At 71.3% G+C, this 19786-nt stretch carries 14 protein-coding genes and 4 pseudogenes; 12 read left to right on the top strand and 6 right to left on the bottom strand.

All coding sequences use genetic code 11. The features are described 5' to 3' along the window. Nucleotides 1-4800 (top strand): SDR family NAD(P)-dependent oxidoreductase (locus ACFU74_RS27060; RefSeq protein ID WP_380761255.1); only part of this gene is annotated, 4800 nt, incomplete at its 5' end. 55 nt (nucleotides 4801-4855) lie between these two features. After that, on the top strand, nucleotides 4856-5923 hold the full coding sequence (locus ACFU74_RS27055) for an arylcarboxylate reductase (protein WP_380761253.1): 1068 nt from the start codon (nucleotides 4856-4858) through the stop codon (nucleotides 5921-5923). A gap of 94 nt (nucleotides 5924-6017) precedes the next feature. Here the strand turns inward: ACFU74_RS27055 and ACFU74_RS27050 are convergent, their stop codons facing one another. Then, the gene (locus ACFU74_RS27050) at nucleotides 6018-8459 is read right to left on the bottom strand and encodes an AAA family ATPase (RefSeq protein WP_380761251.1); all 2442 of its coding nucleotides are present in this window, start codon (nucleotides 8457-8459) and stop codon (nucleotides 6018-6020) included. Between the two features lie 878 nt (nucleotides 8460-9337). Between ACFU74_RS27050 and ACFU74_RS27045 the strand changes: the two genes are divergently transcribed. Together ACFU74_RS27045 and ACFU74_RS27040 are read left to right on the top strand one after the other, a co-directional pair. Continuing rightward, complete coding sequence (locus tag ACFU74_RS27045) at nucleotides 9338-9508, top strand: hypothetical protein (protein ID WP_380761257.1); 171 nt, start codon at nucleotides 9338-9340, stop codon at nucleotides 9506-9508. Nucleotides 9509-9529: 21 nt separating this feature from the next. Continuing rightward, a pseudogene (locus ACFU74_RS27040) lies at nucleotides 9530-9952 on the top strand (restriction endonuclease); the annotation flags it as partial. A 357-nt stretch (nucleotides 9953-10309) separates the two neighbouring features. Here the strand turns inward: ACFU74_RS27040 and ACFU74_RS27035 are convergent. Further along, nucleotides 10310-11032 (bottom strand): DJ-1/PfpI family protein, encoded by a 723-nt coding sequence (locus tag ACFU74_RS27035; RefSeq protein ID WP_380761249.1) that lies wholly within the window; start codon nucleotides 11030-11032, stop codon nucleotides 10310-10312. Between the two features lie 158 nt (nucleotides 11033-11190). Between ACFU74_RS27035 and ACFU74_RS27030 the strand changes: the two genes are divergently transcribed. The 4 genes from ACFU74_RS27030 to ACFU74_RS27015 all read left to right on the top strand — a co-directional run bounded on the left by ACFU74_RS27030 (nucleotide 11191) and on the right by ACFU74_RS27015 (nucleotide 13848). Continuing rightward, the gene (locus ACFU74_RS27030; RefSeq protein WP_380761246.1) at nucleotides 11191-12162 is read left to right on the top strand and encodes a GlxA family transcriptional regulator; all 972 of its coding nucleotides are present in this window, start codon (nucleotides 11191-11193) and stop codon (nucleotides 12160-12162) included. Between the two features lie 43 nt (nucleotides 12163-12205). Continuing rightward, nucleotides 12206-12370 carry a hypothetical protein gene (locus ACFU74_RS27025; RefSeq protein WP_380761244.1) on the top strand — a complete coding sequence of 55 codons (165 nt, stop codon included), beginning with the start codon at nucleotides 12206-12208 and terminating at the stop codon, nucleotides 12368-12370. Between the two features lie 273 nt (nucleotides 12371-12643). Next, nucleotides 12644-13096, top strand: a complete 453-nt coding sequence (locus ACFU74_RS27020; RefSeq protein WP_380761242.1) for a VOC family protein — start codon at nucleotides 12644-12646, stop codon at nucleotides 13094-13096. Between the two features lie 86 nt (nucleotides 13097-13182). Beyond that, on the top strand, nucleotides 13183-13848 hold the full coding sequence (locus ACFU74_RS27015) for a flavin reductase family protein (protein WP_380761240.1): 666 nt from the start codon (nucleotides 13183-13185) through the stop codon (nucleotides 13846-13848). Here ACFU74_RS27015 and ACFU74_RS27010 read toward each other — a convergent pair. After that, on the bottom strand, nucleotides 13806-14408 hold the full coding sequence (locus tag ACFU74_RS27010; protein WP_380761238.1) for a MarR family winged helix-turn-helix transcriptional regulator: 603 nt from the start codon (nucleotides 14406-14408) through the stop codon (nucleotides 13806-13808). The two genes, ACFU74_RS27015 and ACFU74_RS27010, sit on opposite strands and share 43 nt — an antisense overlap. Nucleotides 14409-14500: 92 nt before the next feature. On the opposite strand from ACFU74_RS27010, the gene hpaH reads away from it, so the two are divergent. Next, on the top strand, nucleotides 14501-15328 hold the full coding sequence (gene hpaH, locus ACFU74_RS27005) for a 2-oxo-hept-4-ene-1,7-dioate hydratase (RefSeq protein ID WP_380761236.1): 828 nt from the start codon (nucleotides 14501-14503) through the stop codon (nucleotides 15326-15328). Beyond that, nucleotides 15325-16113 (top strand): HpcH/HpaI aldolase/citrate lyase family protein, encoded by a 789-nt coding sequence (locus ACFU74_RS27000; RefSeq protein WP_380761234.1) that lies wholly within the window; start codon nucleotides 15325-15327, stop codon nucleotides 16111-16113. Before hpaH ends, ACFU74_RS27000 begins: the two co-directional genes overlap by 4 nt. 251 nt (nucleotides 16114-16364) lie before the next feature. On the opposite strand, the pseudogene ACFU74_RS26995 reads toward ACFU74_RS27000, so the two are convergent. Further along, nucleotides 16365-16529: pseudogene (locus ACFU74_RS26995) on the bottom strand (pirin family protein); the annotation flags it as partial. A 94-nt stretch (nucleotides 16530-16623) separates the two neighbouring features. Here ACFU74_RS26995 and ACFU74_RS26990 point away from each other — a divergent pair. Continuing rightward, nucleotides 16624-17778 (top strand): tyrosine-type recombinase/integrase, encoded by a 1155-nt coding sequence (locus ACFU74_RS26990; protein ID WP_380761232.1) that lies wholly within the window; start codon nucleotides 16624-16626, stop codon nucleotides 17776-17778. Nucleotides 17779-17834: 56 nt separating this feature from the next. Here the strand turns inward: ACFU74_RS26990 and ACFU74_RS26985 are convergent, their stop codons facing one another. Beyond that, on the bottom strand, nucleotides 17835-18026 hold the full coding sequence (locus tag ACFU74_RS26985; protein ID WP_380761230.1) for a helix-turn-helix transcriptional regulator: 192 nt from the start codon (nucleotides 18024-18026) through the stop codon (nucleotides 17835-17837). A gap of 281 nt (nucleotides 18027-18307) precedes the next feature. Further along, nucleotides 18308-18563, bottom strand: a pseudogene (locus tag ACFU74_RS26980) (transposase); the annotation flags it as partial. Nucleotides 18564-18821: 258 nt separating this feature from the next. Here ACFU74_RS26980 and ACFU74_RS26975 point away from each other — a divergent pair. Beyond that, a pseudogene (locus tag ACFU74_RS26975) lies at nucleotides 18822-19661 on the top strand (IS5 family transposase). The last annotated feature ends 125 nt before the right edge of the window (nucleotides 19662-19786 follow it).

Below are 19786 nucleotides of genomic sequence, written 5' to 3'. Positions count from 1 at the left end.
CGCCCCTGGCCCGACACCGGACGCCCCCGCCGCGCCGCCGTCTCCGCCTTCGGCATCAGCGGCACCAACGCCCACATCATCCTCGAACAAGCACCGCCGAGCCTGCGGCCCGCCGACCCGGCGGACCCGGCCGCGCCGGTCCCGCCCTTCCTGCTCTCCGCCCGCAGCCGGGAGGCGCTGCGCGCGCAGGCCCGCGGCCTGCTCGGCTTCCTCGCCGACCGGCCCGGGCTGTCGCTGCCCGCGCTGTCCCGGTCGCTCGCCGTGGGCCGGACGGCGTTCGAGCACCGCGCGGCCGTCACCACCGAGGACCGGGCCGGCCTGGTGCGCGCCCTGACCGGTCTGGCCGAGGACCAGGGCGGCCCCGGCCTGGTGCGGGGCCGCAGCGGCGAGGGCCGGCTGGCCCTGCTCTTCTCCGGTCAGGGGTCCCAGCGCGCCGCCATGGGCCGTGAGCTGTACGCGGCGTTCCCGGTCTACGCCGCCGCCCTGGACGAGGTCTGCGCCCTGCTCGACCCCCGCGTGCAGTCGGTGCTGACGGCCCCGCCGGGCTCGCCGGACGCCGGACTGCTCGATCTGACGGGCTACGCGCAACCCGCCCTGTTCGCCTTCGAGGTGGCGCTGTACCGGCTGCTGGAGTCGTGGGGCGTCCGCCCCGGCTACCTGCTGGGCCACTCGGTCGGCGAGATAGCCGCCGCTCATGCGGCCGGGGTGCTCGACCTCCCGGACGCGGCCGCGCTGGTCACCGCGCGGGCCGAGCTGATGCAGCGGCTGCCGGAGGGCGGTGCGATGCTCGCCGTCCAGGCCGGCGAGGCCGAGCTGGCCGGACTGCTGTCCGGGCTGGGGGACGAGCTGAGCCTGGCCGCCGTGAACGGTCCCGGGGCCCTGGTGCTCTCCGGCCCGGCGCACGCGGTCGAGGCTGCGGGGGCCGCGCTCGCCGGACACGGCCGCCGGACCAAGCGGCTGCGGGTCAGCCATGCCTTCCACTCCCCGCTGATGGAGCCGATGCTGGCCGAATTCGGCGAGGTCCTGTCCGGGTTGGCGTACGCCCGGCCGCGGATCCCGGTGGTCTCGAACGTCACCGGCCGGATCGCCGACGCGAGCATCGCCACCCCGGAGTACTGGGTCGAGCACGTGCGCGCCACGGTGCGCTTCGCGGACGGCGTCGCCACCCTCGCCGAGCACGGCGTGACCACGTACCTGGAGGTCGGCCCGCACGGCACCCTCACCGCGCTGGCCGAGGAATGCGTCCCCGCCCCGGAAGGGGCCCGGTTCGCCGCCGCCCAGCGCAAGGACCGCCCCGAGGCCGCAGCGCTGTTCGAGGCGCTCGCCACCCTGCACGCCGTCGGCACCGAGCTCGACTGGCCCGCCGTCCACCGGCCTGCCGATCACCTGGTGGACCTCCCCACCTACCCGTTCCAGCACCGGCGGTTCTGGCCCACCCCCCGGGCCGGCTCGGCGGCCGACATCGCCGCCGTGGGCCTCGCCGCCGACGGCCACCCGCTGCTCGGCGCCGCCGTGGCGCTGCCGGACTCGGGCGGGTTCCTCTGCACCGGCACGCTCTCGCTGGACCGCCAGCCCTGGCTGGCCGGCCACGCGGTGGCCGGACGGGCGCTCCTGCCCGGCACCGCGCAGGTCGAGATGGTGCTGCACGCCGCCGCCCAGGTGGGCTGCGAGCGGATCGAGGAGCTGACCTCGGAGGCGCCGCTGCTGCTGCCCGAGCGCGGCGCGGTGGCGGTACAGGTCGCGATCGGCGCGCCGGACGGGACCGACCGCCGCCCGGTCAGCCTCTACGTCCGGCCGGACACCGCGGACCCGGAACAGCCCTGGCAGCGCCTGGCCGCCGGCGTGCTCGCCCCGGCCGGCCCCCGCCCGGCGCCCGAGGCGACCGCCTGGCCCCCGCCGGGCGCCGTCCGGCTGCCGATCGAGGACGGCTACCGGCGGTTCGCCGAGTGGGGCCTGGACTACAGCGGCCCGTTCCGCGCGGTGGAGGCGCTCTGGCGGCGGGGCGAGGAGCTGTTCGCCGATCTCCGGCTGCCCGATGCCGACGTGGCCGGCTTCGGCCTGCACCCGGCACTGTTCGACGCGGCCCTGCAACTGGTCGGCATGGACCCGGAGGCGAACGAGTCCTCCGGTGTCCCCTTCGCCTGGTCAGGCGTGTCGCTGTACGCCACCGGCGCCACCGCCCTGCGTGTGCGGCTCACCCCCGGCGGGTCCGGGATCGCGCTTCGGCTCACCGACCGCACCGGCGGTCCGGTCGCCGCGGTGGAGTCCCTGGCCCTGCGCCCGATGACCGCCCGCCAGGTCGCCCCGGAACCCCGCCCCGGCTCTCTGCTGCGGCTGGACTGGGTACCGGTGCCGGTCACCGCGCCGGTCCGCCCGGCCGAACCGTGGGCGGTCCTCGGCTCCGGACCGGTGCCGGCGGACCTGCCGCTGTTCCGGTACGCCGACCCGGCCGAGGCGGCCGACGCGGTCCGGGCCGGGGTGCCCGCCCCGCCGGTGGTGCTGCTGCCCGTCACGGCCCCGGGCGGCGCCGGTCCCGAGGCGGTCCGCGCCGCGGTCCGGCGGACGCTGGAGGTGCTCCAGGCCTGGCTGGCCGCCGACGCCTTCGAGCACTCCCTGCTCGTGGTGGTGACCCGCGGCGCGGTGGGCGAGGTCGAGGACCTGGCCGGCGCTGCCGTCTGGGGCCTGGTCCGCACCGCCCAGTCCGAGCACCCGGGCCGCATCCTGCTGGTGGACCTGGACACCGACGGCTACCGGGCGCTGCCCGCCGCCCTCGCGACCGCAACCGCTGCGGACGAGCCCCAACTGGCCGTGCGCGGCGAGGCCGTGCTGGTACCCAGGCTGAGCGCCGTACGGCCCTCCGCCGACCCGGTCCAGCCGGCCTGGGACCCGAGCGGCGATGTGCTGGTGACCGGCGCGACCGGTGCCCTGGGCCGCCACGTCGTACGCCACCTGGTGGTCGAGCACGGCGTCCGGCGCCTTCTGCTGGCCGGCCGGCAGGGTCCCGACGCCCCCGGCGCCGCCGAACTCCTCACCGAACTGCGCGAGGCGGGTGCCCACGCCGAACTGGTGGCCTGCGATGCCGCCGACCGCGAGGCGCTGGCCCGGCTGCTCGCCTCCCGGCGGGTGACCGCCGTGGTGCACGTCGCGGGGGTGCTCGACGACGGCGTGGTCACCGCGCTGAGCGCCGAGCAGTCGGACGCGGTACTGCGGCCCAAGGTGGACGCGGCCTGGCACCTGCACGAGCTCACCGAGCACCTGGAGCTCACCGACTTCGTGCTCTTCTCCTCCATGTCCGGTGTGATGGGCAACCCGGGCCAGGGCAACTACGCCGCGGCGAACACCTTCCTGGACGGCCTGGCCGAGTACCGGCGCGCCCGGGGGCTGCCGGCCCGGTCGCTGGCCTGGGGCATGTGGGACACCGCCGGCGGGATGGCCGGCGCCCTGGCCGACCGGGGCAACGCCGGCCGCGGCGGCGCCGCCCTCTCCCCGGAGCAGGCGCTGGACCTCTTCGACCTGGCCCGCACCGCGGAGCCCGCGCTCCTGGTCCCGGTCCGGCTGGAGCTCTCCCGCGGCGCACGGGACGCCGGCGGGCCGGTGCCGCCGCTCTTCCGCGGCACCGCGCCCCGGCGCGTGGTGGCGGCCGCTTCGACGGCGGAGCCCGCCGCGCTGCGCGAGCGGCTGTCCGGACTGGACGGGGCGGAGCAGCGGGAACTGGTGCTGCGACTGGTCCTGGCCGAGACCGCCCGGGTGCTCGGCCATCCCGGTCCGGAGGCCATCGCCGATGCGGCCGCCTTCGGCGAGCTGGGCTTCGACTCGCTGATGTCGGTGGAGCTGCGCAACCGCCTGGCCGAGGTCACCGGCCTGCGGCTGGGCGCGACGATGATCTTCGACCACCCCACCTTCGCGGCCCTGGCCGAGGAGCTGACGGCCCGGCTGGGTCCGACCCTGCCCGACGCCGGGGCCGAACCGCTCTCCGGCGGGATCGCGGACCTCTACCGGACCGCCTGCGAGCAGGGCAAGTTCCAGGAGGGCCGGGCGCTGCTGCAGGCCGCCTCCCGGCTGCGCCGCACCTTCTCCTCCCCCGCGGAGGCCGGACCGGGCGAGCTGGTCCGGCTCTGCGCGGGTACCGGGGACGCACCGGCACTGGTCTGCCTTCCTTCGACCACGGTGTTCGGCGGGATCCACGAGTTCACCCGGCTCGCCGGCGCGTTCCGCGGCAGGCGCGACCTCTGGTCGCTCTCCTACCCGGGCTTCGCACCCGGGGAGCCGCTGCCCGCCGGTCCCGGGGTGCTGGCCGCCCACCTGGCCGCGACCGTCCGCCGGGGCCTGGGCGACGCCCCGTTCGTCCTGGTCGGCCGCTCCTCCGGCGGCACCGTCGCCCATCTGCTGGCCGCCGAGCTGGAAGGGCTCGGCGCGGCGGTCACCGCCCTGGTGCTGCTGGACACCTACGAACCGGGCAGTGCCTCGACCGAGTTCATCCTGCCCGCGCTGGAAGCCACCGCACTGGGCGACGAGCGCAAGGTGGGCCCGATGACCGACACCCGGCTGACCGCGATGTTCGGCTACTTCGGCCTCTTCACCGACTGGAGGCCCGCCGAGCTGACCGCGCCCACCCTGCTGGTGCGCGCCTCCGAGCGGGCCGGCGGTTCCGCCCCGGGCGAGCCGGCCGAAGCCTGGCAGGCCGCCTGGTCGCTGCCGCACGCCGCGATCGACGTCCCCGGTGACCACTTCACTCTGATGATGGAGCACGCCGACCGGACCGCGACAGCCGTCGACGGCTGGCTGCGCGCCTCCGACTGACCACCGGGCCGACCCCGTTCCCACCGTCCACCGAGACCGTTCTGGAGATTCTTCCGTGATTCTGGCCGATGCGAGTGTCGACGAACTGCTGGCGCAGGACCTGGACGCCTGGACCCGGCGCGTCGTCCGCCGCCACTTCGACCCCGTGGGCGGCAGCCCCTACTGGCTGCGCCGCGCCGCCGGGCTGCCGTTCGACCCGATGGACGTCAAGCGGTACGACGACCTGCACGCCTTCGGTCCGTTCGGACTGGAGGAGCTGCGCTCACTGGACCCGGCGGACCTCGTACCGCTGGCCGTACCGCGCCCCCTGGCCGGCAAGGTCTGGGAGTCCGGTGGCACCACGGGCACCCCCTGCCGGGTCTTCTACACCGAGCCGATGCTGCGCAACAGGGCCACCTGGCTGCGCTGGACCCTGCCGCGCGAGGGCTTCCAGCCCGGGTGCAACTGGCTGCAGGCGACGCCGACCGGCCCGCACCTGGTCGGCAACCGCGGGTACCACCTCGCGGAGCACTACGACTCCCGGGTGTACGGCGTGGACTTCGACCCCCGGTGGGTGAAGCACCTGGTCCGGACCGGGCGGATGAAGGAGGTCCAGGAGTACACGGAGCACGTCCTGGAACAGGTCACCGGGATCCTGGACACCCAGCCGGTGGACTACATGATGACCACACCGGCCCTGTTCAAGTCCCTGATGCGCCGGCAGCCGGAGACGGTCGCCCGGCTGCGCGGGGTCCGGCTCAGCGGCACCCACACCACCACGGCCATGTACCGCTCGGTCAGGGCGGCGATGCCGGAGGGCGTGGTGTCCACCATGTACGGCAACACCTTCGGCAACACGATCCCCCTGCCGGTGGTGAACGACGGCGAGCTGATGCCCCACCTGTCCGCCTATCCGCACGTCACCCACGCCGTGGTGGACCAGGAGGACTGGACCAGCGTGGTGGAGTACGGCCAGGTCGGCCGAGTCCGGCTGACGGTCCTGCACGAGGACCTGTTCCTGCCGAACATCCTCGAACGGGACGCGGCCGTCCGCCACGACACCGGCGGCAGCTGGCCGTTCGACGCGGTCGCCAACGTGCACCCGCTGCAGACCCTCCGGGAGACACCGGAGGGGATCTACTGAGCCTGCGACGACGGGTCCGGCCGGGCACGGTGCTCCGTGCCCGGCCGGGGAGTCCGCGTCCGTGCCCGGCCGGGGAGTCCGCGGCGGGACCGGATCAGGAGGTTTGCTGGGTCAGCGTCCGGGAGAGCTGCTGACGGTTCTGGACCTTCAGCTTCCGGTAGGCCCGGGTCAGGTGCTGTTCCACCGTGCTGGTGGCGATGTAGAGCTTGCGGGAGATCTCCCGGTTGGTGTGCCCCGCCGAGGCCAGCTCGGCAACCCGGTACTCGGCGCTGGTCAGGATCTCGGCCGGCTCCTTGGTCTCCTCGAACGCGACCGGAGCCTCGGGTCGGACCCGGGCCATTTGTTCAGCCAGCGCCTGCCTGTTCGAATTGGCGAGGACCGCGCCTCCGAGCCAGCCCATTGCCGTCGTGACCGAGGCATGTCCCGGCGCAAACACCGAAGGCGCGAATCCCCACCGGTGAAGACGCCGGCCGCAGGCGAGGAAGTCCTCGAACGCCGGCTCCGCCCGACCGGTGGCCAGATAGTGCTCGCCACGGGCGAATTGATACATCAGACCGAACCGGGTCCGGAACATCGCCGCCGGCACCGGAACGGCCAGCCACTTCGTAGCCGCATCGTGGTCCTCCCGCGCGGTCGCGATTCGGACCATGCTCGCCAGAGGAACGCCGGCCACCACCCCCCAACCCGGCAGCGGAATGCAGGCCAAGGCCAGGTCGGCAAATTCTTCCGCCTGCTCCGGATCCCCTTGGCGCAGGGCGATGTCCGAACGCACCGCGGCAAACCTGGCCTGCCAGGTGGGGGCGTTGAGTTCGGCCGCCCGGGCCAGGATCCGGTCGCTCCAGGAGGCAGCCTGGCCGGCGTGGTCGGAATAGGCGAGAGCGAGTACTGCGGATTCCAGGGAATCGATGGTCCGGTCATCCATCCGGGTGCTCTGCAGGAACTGTTCGGCGAGCCACGCCACGTCGGCGAACCTCCCCGCCGTCAGGGATTTCGCGAGCAGCGCCTCCGCCGGGACGGAAACTCCCTGGACCGACTGCGGCTCGACCGGAAGCGATTCCGCCGGGAGGCACTCCAGCAGATCCGGGTACGAGACCTGGAGCCAGACGAGGAATCCGGGCGAGGGCTCGCCGCTGCGCCGTAGCAGGCGCTCGGCCATGCTCGCCCCTTCATCCAGCCGCCCGTCCCACAGCAGACTCCTGATGAGCTCCTCCGTGCGCGGCCCGGAGAGCTGGTCGTCCTGTGCGGCGACAATCAACTGGTCGTACCGCCGGGCGGCTTTCGTCGGCGACACCCGCCATTCCGCCGCCGCCAGGTTGGCGACCGTCTCGCGGTGCGACTCGGAATCCGTCGCGGTTCCGCCGGCCAATTGCAGGCATTGGATCGCGAAGGACACCTTCCCCTGCCCGAGCGCCGTCTCCGCCGCCTTGCAGAGCACCTCGTCGGCCCACGGCTCGCCGTGGTCGTTCGCAGCCAGCAGGAACTGCGCGACCGGGATCAGCGGCAGACCGCAGTCGTAGGACGTCGAGGCCGCCCGCAGGTGGAGCGAGGCGTGTTCCGCAGGGGTCATGTCGTTCAGCAGCGCCAGCCGGGCCTGCGGGTGCCGGAAGTGACCGCCCGCCAGGATCCCCGCCCGGGAGAAGGTCTCCATGACCTGGGCGACCGTGAAGCAGTTGACCGCGAGCAGCGAGGTGAGCAGCGCCGGCGTGGCGTGCTCGCCGAGCACTGCCAGGCCCCGCGCGACGTCGAGCGCGTGATCCAGTGCACAGCGTCGAACACAGTCCAGGATGGCCCGCCCGTAGGCGTCCCCCGCGATCGGCCCGTCCGACTCGCCGCCGACGCCCCGGTTGTCCTCGATCAGTGCCCGAGCGAGCAGCGGGTTCCCTCCGCTGAACTCGTAGCAGGCCTGGCCCAGTCGCCGCCCGACGTCGGTCTCCAATCCCGAGTCGAGCAGGTCGGCGACCCCGGCCGGGCTGAGCGGCGCCAGCGACAAACGGGTGCTCAGGTTTCCTCGGAGCAACTCCGCCCGGAACTCCATATAGCCACTGCCGCCCTGCTCCTGGTCGGTGAGGAGGAGCAGCGTCGGAATCGTCCGGAGCCGGCGGGAGAGCCAGAGGAAGAACTGCAACGACGCCCCGTCGGCATGGTGGATGTCGTCGACCCCGATCAGCACGGTCCGCTCGGCCGCCAACCTTCCCAGAACGGAGGTGAGTTGCTGCAGCATCTGACTGCACAACCGGCCGCCACTCGCCCCTTGCAGTATCCCGCGCACCTCGTCCCGCAACTCGATCGGCAACGAGACGGCTTCGAAGAGCTGGGTGACGACACCGAGCGGGATTTCCTGCTCCATCCGCGACCCGACGGCGCTGAGGAAGAGTACGTCACTTCCCGCCAGCTGTTCGGCGAGTGCGTTCAGGAGCCCGGTCTTCCCGCTGCTGATCGGCCCGCTGAGGACCACCGCATGCCCGGTCCCCCTTCTACTCGAACTCAGCAGGCGGTTCAATTCGGCCAAAACGCTTCCACGTTCGATGAGCTGCATTGAATCCCCGTCCAACCAGAAACTGTGCGAGCTAATTCCTTCGGGACCGCCAGACGGAATTGCCACTTCACGGCACGGCACGTCACCGTTCGCCGATCATCCACAGTGCGAACGGTGATCCACTAGCGGCAGATTCCAGTTGCGCTTCTCAGTAGTTCAGATTCGATCGCCGCTGGTACGGAAACCCAGCGGCCACGACAAAGGCCCCCGCCTGCAATACCCCGGTGACACCGGGCGACAGTCACCATCGCACCGTTCCGGCCACCGGCCTGCGTCTCTCCCCCTTCGAGCACAGTTGACCAGCCTACCTCGCCGACACTCTCCGCGGGAGATCCAACTTTGGGCCATCCATTCCTTGACCGTGTACCGTCAAGCCATCCTTCCATCCCCGGGCCTGCTTTTCCATGTTGACGACGTGTTAGCAAGTGAGATTTGGCCCACTATCCTTGCCGGGCGGTGGGCGCCGCCCCCGGTCTTCAGGGAGACGCTCCGTCTGCGATCTTCGCCAACCCGCCGGGCCGTCCACGGGGGGGTACCGCCCTTCCGCAGCCCGAGCGGCACCCCCCGGAGAGCCCGTCCGCCAAGGAACACCTGAGGCCGAACGGGCCACCGCCCCAGCAGCCCCAAGGGGTTCGACCAGCAGGCCGCCGCCCGCACCGGACGACGGCTGCCGGCCACCCGGCACCGCGACAAGCCGACCGGAATGCGACCCTGCCGGACGGCTCACGAGTAACGCCGCGGCCCCGAACCCGGCATCAGCAGGCCCCGGCCACCGGCCCGCAGCGCCAACCGACCCGACCGCCCGGAAGACCCGGCCCGGCATCGATCCGGGCGCTCTCAGTCGGGCACCGTCGTAACCGTGGACCTCGCCCAAGCGGGTGCCGGCCTCCCGGCCACTGGTCCGGTTCCATCCCTCCGACGCCTACGAGGACTTCGTCGAGGGCTTCCGGCCCACCGAGGACCCGGAGACGCACGACGTCGCCTTCCGGCTCACCGCCGGGCCACTGCGCGAACTCGCCGACCTCGCCTCCCGCGAGGGCATGCCGTGAGCTCCGACGGCGGCCCCACCACTGCCGCCCCCCTGGGCGGGCACGCCCCCGCCCGGTCCGTGCCGCTGGACGCCGCCACCGGCCGGACGCCGGCCGGCCGAGGCGCTGCCGGCCGGCACCACGCCGGAGCACCGGCCGGGCGAACTCCGCCTGGACGGCTTCCTGTTCGACATGAACGCCCTCTTCGAGGACTTCGTCACCGGCGCCCTGCGGGAGGCCGTCCGCGAGCACGGGCTCTCCGCCCGCCGCCAGGACCGGTACCACCCGGACACCGCCCGCCGCGTCCGGCTGCGCCCCGACCCGGTCGTGTACGCCGTCGACGGCCGGACGCCGGCGGCCGTCGTCGACGCCGAGCACAAGACGGAGGAGAACGGCGCCCACCCGAACGAGGACCTCCACCAGATGCTCGCCTGCTGCACGGCCCTCGGCCTGGGCGAAGGCCACCTGGTGTACGCGGCGGGCCGTACACCAGGTGACCGGAGTCGCCTCCTCCGGCAGACGGGGTGTCAGGCTCCACCAGCACGCCCTCGAACAGAATGCCGATCCCACCGAACTCCTCAAGGTCTTCCGCGCTCCGGCGGCACGCATGACCGGCGGCAACAGCCGTCCGGGCCCCTGACCGGGCGGCGCGGACGCACGGACGAGGGGCGTCGGCCCGCAGGGGCAGCAGGACGGTCGCGGCATCCCCACCGCGGCCGACCGTGCGCTCGGTGTCGGCGGCGGCCCGCTCCCGACGGTCGTCCCCCGAGCCGGGAACCGCGCCGCCGCCTCCCCGGCGCGGACGCGCGGGCCGTCAGGCGGTCAGGCGGTCAGGCGTGCCAGCAGGCCGGGATGGCCGGTGAGGGCGGTCCGCAGGTTCTCCTGGGCGAAGGAGACGAACGCGCCGGCGTCGACCGGCGTCCAGTCGACCGGGCCGAGCGGCGGCTCGGGGTCGTACTCGAGGACCAGTTGGACCGTGCGCGCGGCCTCGTGGCCGGCCAGGCGGTCGACGAGGTGCAGCGCCATGTCGATGCCGGCCGAGACCCCGGCGGCGGTGATGACGGGCCCGTCCTCGACCCAGCGCCGGGTGACCGGTGTCGCCCCGAAGCGTGCGAGCAGGTCACGGTACATCCAGTGCGACGTAGCCTCGCGCCCCTCCAGCAGCCCCGCCGCCCCGAGCAGCAGCGAGCCGGTGCACACCGAACCGACGACCTGGGACCGGGCCGCGGCCTCGCGCAGCCTCTGCAACAGCCCCTCGTCGGCCATCGCGGCCAGGGTGGGACGGAAGCCGCCGGGCACGATCAGGGCGTACGGGTCGGGCATGTCCTCGAAGGTGTGGCTGGGCACCAGCTGCACCGGAACGTCGCTGTCCATCGGCTCGATCCGCTCACCGACCACGACGGTGCGGTATCCGGGGACCAGCTCGCTCAGCGCACCGAAGACCTGGAGCGGGCCGACCATGTCCAGCGGGGTGAGGCCGGGGTACAGCACGAAGGCGACGGTCGTCACCGGCTCCTCGGCCGGGACGGACGACTGTTCGGTCATGACGGGACTCCTGACGATCGGTGGTCGCAACGGCGGCGGGGGCCGCCGCTGCGACCACCCTCCGGCAGTTCCCCCGTCGACGGGCCGAGCCTGCGCCGTTCCTGTCCGGAATCCTTGGATACCTGTCTTCCGGACGCACGCCCGGTAGGATCACGGCCATGACAGCAGGCACTCGCCGTCACGTGGTGGTCGTGGCCTACGACGACGCCGAGCTCGTGGAGATCGCCTGCGTGACCACCACCCTCGACGCCGCGAACCGGCTCGGCGCGAGTCCGCCCTACGACACCCGCCTGGTCACGCTCGGGGGCCGGCCGGTGCGCTGCTCCTCAGGACTGGTCCTGGCGGCGCAGGCGGCGCTGGAGCGCACCCGCGGACCGCTCGACACGCTGCTGGTCGTCGGCGGGCAGGGTCACACCGCGGCAGCCCAGGACACCTCGCTGGTCGGCCACGTCCGCCGACTGGCCGGGCTCGGCCGACGGGTGGCGTCGGTGTGCACGGGCGCGAGCGTGCTGGCGCAGGCGGGACTGCTCGACGGACGCCGCGCCACGACCCACTGGGCGTTCGCCGAGGAAATGGCGCGGCGCTACCCGGCCGTCCACGTCGACCCCGCCCCGCTCCACCTGCGCGACGAGCACATCTGCACGTCGGCCGGGGTCACCGGGGCACTCGACCTCACACTCGCCTTCGTCGAGGAGGACCACGGCCCGGCCATGGCACGGTCGCTGGCCCGCCAGATGGTGACCTACCTCCAGCGCCCCGGCAACCAGGCCCAGATCAGCAGCTTCGTCGGCGCATCGGCCCCGGAGCACCGGATCGTGCGGCGCACCGTCGAGCACATCACGGCGCACCTGGACGGCGACCTCGGCACGACCGCGCTCGCCGAACTCGCGGGTGTCAGCGGGCGTCATCTGGCCCGGCTGTTCCTCGGCCACGTCGGACGGACCCCGGCGCAGTTCGTGCGGCTCGCCCGCACCGAGGCGGCCGCACAGCTGCTCGTCTCCACCGCGCTGCCGCTGGCGTCGATCGCGCGGCGGTGCGGCTTCAGCTCCGCCGAGACGATGCGGCAGGTCTTCCTGGACCACTACGGAACCACACCCAGCCAGCACCGCACGACGCACGGGTCCGCGTGAGGTCCCGGCCCGCGCCCGGCGGGCGGTGGCCGATCAGCCCGCCGTGACGCCGCGGAGGAAGGCTCCGGGGCCGAGCCGCACGCCGGTGCGGTCGGCGGCGGGGCCGGGCGGCCCGGAGGCGATCCACAACCCCTACCTCGACCGCGCCCTCGGCCTCGCGCCCGACGCCGTGCCCGTCACCCGCGACCTCCTCAGGAACCCGGCCTGACGCCGACCCCGTAGGCCGTCGGCACCCGCAGGCCGTCACCCCCAGGCCGCCCCCACCTCCCGGGAGAGCTCCCGGTTTCAGGACCCGTCCGTCTACGCCGCGCCCCTCGACGGCGACGTCCGCTCCCCGCGGGTCGGCTGGTCGCCGGACCCGGCCGGAGCGGCAGCCGGGGCGTCCACCCGCAACGCGGCCTTGACAGCACCGCCCAGCGCAGGGGAAGGTACGTCAACCAGATGGTACGCCTACCGTACTAAATGAACTCCGGAGGTGAGGATGGCTGTTCAGATTCGTGAGCTGCACCATGTCGGCCTGGGGATGGACAACAGGACCGCCGATGAGGCGCGCGACTTCTACCGCGACGTGCTCGACCTGACGCAGGACGCCGGGCGCTGGAACATTCCCGGCATTCACGGCTACTTCCTGGACATACCCAGCGACGTGCAGATCCACCTGCTCGGCAGCGACGGACCGTCGCCGTACAGCAAGGGGCCGGGCAAAGACCCCGTGGAGAACCACATCGCGCTGGCCGTCGACGACATCATCGCGGCCGAGGAGGAGCTCAAGCGCCTCGGCGTGGAGTACTTCACGCTCGACAACGTCGCCTCGCCGAACCTCAAGCAGCTCTTCCTGCGCGATCCGGCGAACAACCTCCTGGAGATCCACCAACTCGGGCTGTGCCGGTGCCGCAGGAGCCGGCGGCCCGCGCCGGCCGACCCCTCCAGCTGACGATCCGTCGGCTGTCTCCCGGCGCGGCCGGAGCCGGGCCGCCGGGAGACAGCGCCGATCCGAGCCGCAAGCACCAGAAGGACCACATGCTCTTCGACATCGCCGCCATGGCCGTCAAGCCCCGCTACAACCTGCTGGCCTCGTTGATCGTCCCCCGGCCGATCGCGTGGGTCACCAGTCGCGACGCGCAGGGCCGACTCAACGCGGCGCCGTTCTCCCTCTTCAACCTGATGTCGGGGACGCCGCCCGTCGTGGTACTCGGAATAGGGAACCGCGACGGGCGCCCGAAGGACTCCGCCCGCAACATCGTCGAAACCGGCGATTTCGTGATCAATCTGGTCAGCTCGGATCTGCTGGACGCGATGAACGTCACCGCCGCCGAATTCCCCGAGGACGTCGACGAAATCGCCGAGGCCGGCCTCACCACGATTCCCTCGTTCGCCGTCGGACCGCCGCGCATCGCCGGCAGTCCGGTCGCACTGGAATGCACCTACACGCGCACCGTCGAACTCGGCCGGAACCGGAATCTGATCATCGGCGAGATCTGCTACGCCCACGTCGAGGACGACGTGGTCCTCAATCCGGACCGCGGACACATCGACGCGGGCCGGATGAATCTGGTGGGACGGATGCACGGCGGCGGCTGGTACACGACCACCACCGCGCCGTTCCAGGTGCCCCGGATCCAGGCCGGGGAATGGCGGCGGAATCAATCGCCGTCGGATTCCCGGGAATCGGAATCCTTGAGGTGAACCCAAAGCTTTTCGAGGATCCGCTGCAGGTCCTTGCGGTCCCGATCGCTGAGCGTACGGACCAGGTCCCGGCACGCCTCCTCGAAGACCGGCACCGCGTCGGCGACGAACTGCTCACCGGTCGGCGTGATCTCGATGGGCGTGCTGCGGCGGTCCTGGACCTGACGGGTCCGGGTGATGAGCCCGCGCTTCTCAAGCCAGTCGATCACGCCGGTGGCACTGGCCTTGGAGATCCCGAAGTAGTCCGAGATCCCGCTGGGCGTCTGCCGCATCCCGTGCGATTCCTCGTCCTCGGCGGATTGCGCGGCGAAAATCATCAGGATGTCGAGCTTGTTCTCCGAGATGCCGAGCCGGTCCAGCTTGCGGTTCACGGTGGTGATCACGTCGTCCGACAGCCAGAGCATGGTCAGACCGAGTGCCGCCGCGCTGATGTCGCGTTCGGGCTCGGACCGCGACATCACGCGCAGCACCGGGCGCATCGCCTCCGCTGCGGTCCGCCGGATTCGAGTGGCCGCCAGCCTTCTGCGGCGGCCGAGAGCGCTGTTCTGTGGCAATGGCATTCCCACAGTCTAGGTGCCGGACCGTCAGCCCGCCGGACCACGCCCCCGGGAACCACCGACAACACCCGCGAGCCGAATGGAGAAAGGCAGCAGTGCTGACCGCGACCGAAATTCAGAGCGCCGCCGAAAGCCTCGAAACCGCACAGACCACCCGTCAGCAGATCCGGCAGTTGTCGCTGTCGCATCCGCGGATGACGATCGACGACGCCTACGCCGTCCAGCGGGCCTGGATGGCCGTCAAGGCCGAGTCCGGACAGCGCGTGCGAGGCCACAAGATCGGACTGACCTCCCGCGCCATGCAGATGTCGTCGAACATCACCGAACCCGACTACGGGGTCCTGCTCGACGGGATGTTCTTCGCCGACGACGCGAACCTGCCCATCGACTCCTTCATCGTCCCCCGCGTCGAAGTGGAGCTCGCGTTCGTCCTCGGCGCCGAACTGTCAGGCCCGGACTGCGATGTCATGGACGTCCTCGACGCCACCCGCTACGTCGTGCCGGCGCTCGAAATCATCGACGCGCGCATAGAACAGCGGGACCGGGACACCGGCCGGACCCGGACGGTGCTGGACACCATCTCCGACAACGCCGCCAACGCCGGAGTGGTCCTGGGCGGACGGCCGGTGCGCCCGGCCGACATCGACCTGCGGTGGGTCGGCGCCATCTGCCACCGCAACGCCGTGATCGAGGAGACCGGCATCGCCGCCGGGGTGCTCAACCATCCGGCGACCGGTGTCGCCTGGCTGGCGAACCGGCTGGCCGGTCGCGGCGTCGTGCTCGAAAGGGGCCATGTCGTGCTGTCGGGATCGTTCACCCGACCGGTCCTCGCCCGTCCCGGGGACACCTTCCACGTCGACTACGGGCCACTGGGCTCCGTCTCCTGCCGGTTCGGCACGCGCACCGCAGGGGCGGGCACGTGAACCGGCACGCCTTCCTCGACGGCAGCCGGGAGTCCCCGTCGATCGGCCTGTGGCTCGGCCTGGCCGACCCGTACACGGCCGAGCTCTGCGCGACGATCGGGTTCGACTGGGTGCTGATCGACTCCGAACACGCGCCCAACACCCTGCAGACCGTCGTCTCCCAGCTCCAAGCCGTCGCCGCGACACCCACCGCAGCGGTGGTACGACCGCCGACCTCCCGGCCCGAGGCCGTCAAGCGCTACCTCGACATCGGCGCCCACACCCTGCTGCTGCCCATGATCGACGGGCCCGCACAGGCCGCGGCGGCGGTCGCGGCCACCCGCTACCCACCGGAGGGGACACGCGGTGTCGGCAGCGCCCTGGCCCGCGCGTCACGCTGGGGGCAGGACACGGAGTACCTGTCGACCGCGAACGACCGCGCCTTCGTGATCGCACAGATCGAGTCGCCGAAGGCCGTCGCCTCGATCGACGACATCGCGGCCGTGGACGGGGTCGACGCGATCTTCATCGGCCTGTCCGACCTCGCCGCGACCATGGGCCACCTCGGCGAGCCGACCCACACGGACGTCCTCGCGGCCTTCCGGCACGTGGCCCAGCGCGCACACCGCGCGGGCAAACCCGTCGGGACCCTGGCCGGCAGCGAACAGCTCGCGGAGGCCGCCAGGACGGCGGGCTGCGAGTTCATCGCGGTGGGCACCGACGTCGGCCTGCTCACCCGAGGAGGCGCCCAGCTCCTCAGCACCCACCGGCACACCGCCCGGCCCTTCCGCCCCGCCGTGTACTGACCCCCCGGCACCCGCCGCGGGGAGATCCGGACGGTCGGCCCGCGCCGTCAAATCGAGCGGCGGCGCAGTCGGCGGCCAGGGCGTCCTCTCCGCGGCGAGGCCGCCGCCGATCACCAGGATGCGGGCGGGACAGGTGCTTCCGTCACCTCTCGCTACCCGCCGGAGTCCCGTCGCCCTCGATGTTGGCCACCATCCGGCGCAGCACCTTGAGCGCGGCCACGTACTCCTCGTCGCTGATCAACTGCCGCAACTCACCGCACTCGCCCACGCGCCTTCAGCGGGATGTCGGGCAGCTCCGGCGCCCTCAGCCGAGCCCCGTCGTAGCCGTGGACCTCGCCGAAGCGGGTGCCGGTCTCCCAGTCGTTGCGGGCCTGGAGGATCTCCTCGCCGGTGCGGCCGATGAAGTTCCACCACATACCACGGCTTCACCGTTTCGTCCCAGGTCAGGGGCTTGATCGACCATCCGGGGTCAGCAAAACGTCAGCATCAGCGCCCGGGAGTCACTAGGCCATGGCAGCGAAGACCCTCGCCCGCGGAATGGGCACCTTCTTCAAGGACTGCGAGCACCCCGAGTCCAGGTGGTCCAAGTGTCCGCACGAGTACAAGATCAGGTACCGCAACGCGACAGGGAAGCAGACGGAGGAGTCCGGGTTCGCCACCCAGGACAAGGCCATCGCTCGGTTGATGGAGGTCTACAACGCCAAGAAGAGCGCTCCGCAGAGCCAGCGCAAGGCTGAGCGCATCAAGAAGTACGGACCGATGCAGTTCGGAGAGTACGTCGCGGAATGGAGGGCCGGCCAGCGGCACCTCTCGGTGGCGTCGCTGCGACACCTGGACTCGCTGCTAGAGAACCACCTCTTCCCCGCGTTCCAAAGCCGCCGGATGGGCACATTCGACCACAAGGTCGTGGATGCCTTCATCCAGACCATGGAGCGGAACGGGGCCGGCCTCGCCACACAGGCCAACACCTTCGACAAGCTGAGGGCGATTCTTCTCGATGCCCATCGTCTGGGTCTGTACGACGAGAATCCGATGGATGGAGTCAAGCCTCCCCAGTACGACCCGAAGCGGGCGGTCATCCCGTCTGTCGAGCAGCTGCAGGAGATACGCACCGCCGGGGACGACGCCTTCCTCCTCGTGGTCGACCTGATGAGCGGCTGCGGCCTTCGTAACGGCGAAGCCTTCGCCGTCAACCTCAACAACATCGTCGCCGACGACGTGTACCGCGTCACTGAACAGGTCAACCAGAGCACCAAGAACTACGCGCCGCTCAAGCATCGCAAGGCTGGCGATTACCGCGATGTCCCGCTCCCGGCTCGTGTGAAGCGCACCATCGAGTGGTACGCCGACAAGTACGGCGCCAAGGACGGCTACGTCCTTCGCCATCCCCTGGACCTCAGCAAGCCCTTCCCGCACTACTACCTGGACAACCAATGGAAGCGGATCAAGCAGGCTGGCAAAGTTGAGATTCCCGACGGCATGACGATCTACGGAAGCCGTCACTTCTTCGCCTCGAACTGCCTCAGCCACAACATCCCGATCACGGATGTTGCCGAGTGGATGGGCCACAGGAGCATCGACATCACCTACAAGATCTACCGGCATCTCATGCCCGGTTCCATCGGCCGAGCTGCCAAGATTCTCGACCTCGGCCTCGTGGCCTGAATGACGAGGAGGGCCTGCCGTCGCCCGGCAGGCCCTCCTCGTGTAAGCGGCTTCTCCTACGTACCCGACATCCGCTGCTGCTTCACCCAAGCCTGGACTTCCGAGAGTTTGAACTGGAGCTTCGCGTTGGTCCCGCGCCCGAACCTGTACGGGACGAGGCCGACGCGCGGAGCCTCCCGATACACCCACGCGACGGACATATTCAGGTAGCTGGCGGTCTGCTTGACGGTCATGAACTGCTCGGGCATGAAGGACCTTCTCCCCTGGTGACGACTCGCCCCCGCCATCGGGCGGGACAAGGGGAGTTTCCGGGAACTCGGCCGCTTGGCCGAGCCGCCGTCGAGTGGTATGCGGCTCGATGGCGTTGTCTTGCCAGTGAGGTTTTCTCAACGCGCAATGATCTTGGCGAAGCCGGGTGAACTGCTCGGCTCGACTATGTTGCCACGCTCGACGTCCCGCGCCACGTCGTCGAGTTCCTCGCTCGCCATCTTGCCGCTCACCGTCGCCGGATCGACACGCCGAAGGGCTCCCGGGCCGAGGCCGTCAGTCCAGGGCAATCCACAGTCTCGGCTGGAACATCCCGCCAGGCGACACCGGTCCGCGGCACGTACATCACGCCTGTGAGCGCCGCCCTGTCCGGTACACGCAGGCGCCCGGGTATCGACGACGGCGCTCGGCGCCGGGCAGCAGCGGAGCCACGCGCTCCCAGAGGTCATCCGAACAAGATCAGCACGCACCCGCACAGCCTGCCGACCAAGATTGCCAGGCGCAGAGTCGGGGGTCAGATCATTCTGAAACGATCAGTTACTGGGCGTTTCGTCCGGCAAAGAGCCGGTTGATGCTGGTTTTCGGGTCGGTCGGTCGGTCGACTCCCTCGTGGTGACTTCGGAGACGGTGGCGACAGGAGCGTCGCGGCTACACGAATGTCCGCTGGATCTGCGAGCTTCCTCCTGTCTCATCCCAGGATGCCGGGCTGAAGCACGATTGTCCGCCGGTTTCCCCGGCCTCTGGGCGGACGCGAGATTCCGCAGTATGCCGTCGTTATGACGGATCGTCGACGGCATCCGAGCGACCTGTCCGATGCCCGATGGGCCCTGGTCGAACCCACCCTGACCTCCTGGCGCCGAGCCCGTACCGAACGTGCCCTGGCGTTCGGCCGACCGCCCGAGCACGAGCTGCGCGACATCCTGCACGCGATCCTCTACGTCGACCGCACCGGCATCCCCTGGCGCTACCTCCCGCACGACTACCCGCCTTGGGAGACCGTCTACGCCTACTTCGCCAAGTGGCAGCGCGACGGGGTCTTCGAGTAGCTCAACGGCCTGTTGCGACGGCTCATCCGCACTGCTGAAGGACGTGATCCGGAGCCGACGGCCTGCATCATCGACTCCCAGAGCGTGAAGACCTCCACGAACGTCCCCGCCGCCACCCAGGGCGTCGACGTCGGCAAGAAGATCGTGGGCAGGAAGCGGAACATCGTCACCGACACGATCGGTCTCCTGCTCGCCGTCCTGGTCACGGCCGCCGGCGTCCAGGACGGCACCGCCGGCCGACAGCTGCTGACCACGATCGCCGCCGACCACCCGACCATCAGCAAAGCCTGGGCCGACATGGGTTACAGGAACGCCGTCATCGAACACGGCGCCACCCTCGGCATCGACGTCGAAATCGTCCGCCGCGACCCGGCCACCAGAGGATTCGTCGTCCAGCCTCGGCGCTGGGTGGTCGAGCGCACCTTCGGATGGCTCATGAACCACCGCCGCCTGGCCCGCGACTACGAAGCCCTACCGGCCCGCTCCGAAGCCATGATCCACGTCGCGATGATCGGTCTCATGACACGCCGCCTCACCGGCGAAGCCACCCCCACCTGGCGCGGAACATGACCCTCAAATCCGGGGACGAAACGCCCAGTTAGAGGTCGTTTTCGTCTTTTTAGCCCGCGTATGAGCTGATTCTCGGAGTGCGTGGGCGTGGTGCGGAAGCAGCTGTAGACACGGTTGGGGTCTGT

Source organism: Kitasatospora sp. NPDC057500, from assembly GCF_042802195.1.
Lineage (GTDB): Bacteria > Actinomycetota > Actinomycetes > Streptomycetales > Streptomycetaceae > Kitasatospora.
The sequence above is the reverse complement of the archived record's forward strand: the minus strand, read 5'-3'. Positions and strand labels throughout refer to the sequence as shown.